A 2,997-nucleotide genomic window follows, 5' to 3' on the forward strand; every position below is an offset into this window, starting at 1 on the left:
CGACGAACCCCAACCTGGCCACCGGAGAGGTCGAACTGCACGACTGCACGGTGACGGTCCTCTCCCCGGCGATCCCACCGCCGTTCCCGATCGACGACCGGGCGGACTCGGTCGACGAGGCGACCCGGCTCACCTACCGGTACCTGGACCTGCGCCGCGAGCGTATGCAGCGCAACCTGCGCACCCGTTCGGCGGTCCTGGCCGCGCTGCGCTCCGTCCTGGTGCCCCGGGAGTTCGTCGAGGTCGAGACTCCGCTGCTCATGCCGTCCACACCGGAGGGTGCGCGGGAGTTCGTCGTGCCGTCCCGGCAGTTCCCGGGCAGCTTCTACGCGCTGCCGCAGTCCCCGCAGCTGTTCAAGCAGCTGTTGATGGTGGGTGGTACCGACCGCTACTTCCAGTTCGCCCGCTGCCTGCGCGACGAGGACCTGCGGGCCGACCGGCAGTACGAGTTCACCCAGCTGGACGTCGAGATGAGTTTCGTCGACCAGGACGACGTCCTGGAGGTGATCTCTGCTGCCGTGCTGGCTGCCGCCCAGGTCGTGACCGGCGGGCCGGTTCCGCCGATCGAGCGCATCACCTGGCACGAGGCCATGGACCGCTTCGGTGTGGACAAGCCCGACCTGCGCTTCGGCATGGAGCTCGTCGAGCTGACCGGGGTCTTCACGGGCAGCGCCTTCCAGGCATTCGCCGGGGCGCCGTCAGTGAAGGGTATCCGCGTGCCGGACGGTTCGGCCGCGCACAACCGCAAGGCCCTGGACGCGCTGACCGAGCGGGCCAAGCAGCTCGGCGCGAAGGGCCTGGTGTGGATGCGGGTCGGCGCCGGCGGATCGCTGGAGTCGCCGGTGGCGAAGTTCCTCTCCGCTGCCGAGCTGGCCGCGATCGTGAAGGCGACCGGGGGTGAGGACGGCGACCTGCTGCTGCTCGTCGCCGACGAGTGGGCGACGGTCTGCGAGGTGCTTGGCCAGCTCCGTAACGACATCGGCCGCCCGCCCGCCGGCGAGGGCGGGTTCCGCTTTGTCTGGGTCACCGACTTCCCGCTGTTCGTGGGGGTCGACACGCAGACCGGACGTCCCAAGCCCGGCCATCATCCCTTCACCCGGCCGCATCCCGACGACCTCGACAAGCTCGAGACCGAGCCGCTGGCCGTCCGCAGCCGCGCCTACGACCTGGTGCTCAACGGCTGGGAGCTCGGCTCGGGGTCGATCCGGATCCACGAGCCCGACCTGCAACAGCGCATCTTCACCGCGCTGGGGATCTCGGCGGAGGAGGCCGACCGCCGGTTCGGTTTCTTCCTGACGCCGTTCTCCTACGGCGCCCCGCCCCACGGTGGTTTCGCCGTCGGTATCGACCGACTCGTCGCGATCCTGGCCGGCGAGGACAACATCCGCGAGGTCATCGCCTTCCCGAAAACTCAGTCCGGGCTTGACCCGATGACCGGCGCACCGACCCCGATCGATGCCCGCCAGCTGCGTGAGCTGGGCATCCGCGTACTCCCGACAGCGTAAAGCTCGCCGCCTTCACCCGCCGTCTTCGCACATTCCGCCCGGGTCGGCAGGTGCGGCAGGTGAAATTGCATCCGGACGCCCCCCGGCCGTTTTACGGTTACCTGGCCGCATCGCACGCCGTGTTGTGGGTATGACCGGTGAATCCGCCTCCGGACGGGCATCGGAGTCGGATGGTTCGGCTTCGGACGGGGCTGGTTGTGGATCACGCGCCGGATACGACAGGAGGCCCGGGAATGCAGATACCGTTCTCGCCGTCGCCGACGTCCAGTCTTGGCATCGAGTGGGAGCTGGCGTTGGTTGATCGTCGTACTCGTCAGCTTCGCGGGGCGGCGACCGTCATCCTCGACGAGTACCAGGCCAAGATCGGCGAACATGCCGAACAGCGAGCCAAGCACGAATTGTTCGAGTCGATCATTGAGGTTGTCACCGGTGTCTGCGACACGGTTGCCGACGCCAAGGCCGACCTGTCCGTGACCGTCGGTCTTATCGAGGATCTGGCCGCATCGCGCGGGCTTGGCCTGATGTGTAGCGGTACCCATCCGCTTACCAGCTATGCCACGCAACAGGTCAGCCCGGACCCGCGCTACCGCTCGATCCTGGAACGGATGCAGTGGGTCGCCCGGCGCCTGCTGGTTTTCGGTGTGCACGTGCATGTCGGTGTCCCCGCGCGGGACAGGGCGATTCCCGTTGTGAACGCGCTTGCCGCCTACATCCCGCATTTCCTTGCGCTGTCGGCGTCCTCGCCGTTCTGGCTGGGTCTGGACACGGGGCTTGCGTCGTCACGCTCGAAGGTGTTCGAGAGCCTGCCCACCGCCGGCCTGCCGTACCTTCTTTCGGACTGGGGACAGTTCGAGCAGTTCATGGCGACGCTGGTGTCGTCCGGAACGGTGGAGACCATCCGTGAGGTGTGGTGGGACGTTCGACCCCACCCGGACTTCGGCACGGTGGAGCTGCGCATCTGTGACGGGTTGCCGACCTTGCTGGAGGTCGGGGCGATCGCCGCTTTGACACAGTGCCTGGTCGACTGGATGAACACCCGGCTCGACGAGGGTTACCGGCTGCCGACACCACAGCGCTGGGTCGTGCAGGAGAACAAGTGGCGGGCCGCGCGGTACGGCCTGGACGCCGAGATCCTGCTCGACGAGCAGGGCACGACCCGAGGAGTCCGGGACGAGGTCGCCGGTCTCGTGAACGATCTGCTGCCCGTCGCACGGCGGCTGGAATGCGTCGACGAGCTCACCGACGTCCTGCACATTCTGGAGGTTGGCTCGAGCTGCGACCGTCAGCGTGCGGCGGCGCAACGGGCCGACGGGGATCTTGCTGCGGTGGTCGACGTCCTTCTTCGGGAGATGAAGTCTGGTCGGCCGCTTTAGCAGCGCAAAGGCGGTATAGTCAAAACTTTTTGTGTTCTGGTTGGCCACACGGTGTACGCTCGTGGCTCTTTTCCCATGCCTGCGGATCTTGAGTGAGAACCCGAGGATCCTGCGGTTGC

General features: G+C 67.3%; 2 protein-coding genes. Both read left to right on the forward strand.

All coding sequences use genetic code 11. From position 1 onward, the window contains the following. Nucleotides 1-1,505, forward strand: a 1,505-nt coding sequence (gene aspS, locus DD1DGNOD_RS05750) for an aspartate--tRNA ligase (protein ID WP_131769618.1), incomplete at its 5' end; no start/stop codon positions are given. Nucleotides 1,506-1,738: 233 nt separating this feature from the next. Continuing rightward, the gene (locus DD1DGNOD_RS05755) at nt 1,739-2,878 is read left to right on the forward strand and encodes a glutamate--cysteine ligase (protein ID WP_131769610.1); all 1,140 of its coding nucleotides are present in this window, start codon (nt 1,739-1,741) and stop codon (nt 2,876-2,878) included. Nucleotides 2,879-2,997 lie beyond the last annotated feature (119 nt).

The sequence above is a fragment of the Candidatus Protofrankia californiensis genome (assembly GCF_900634765.1).
Lineage (GTDB): Bacteria > Actinomycetota > Actinomycetes > Frankiales > Frankiaceae > Protofrankia > Protofrankia californiensis.

Coding starts and splice junctions, on each gene's coding strand:
- DD1DGNOD_RS05755 (WP_131769610.1), top strand. CDS start 1,739: ATGCAGATACCGTTCTCGCCGTCGCCGACGTCCAGTCTTGGCATCGAG.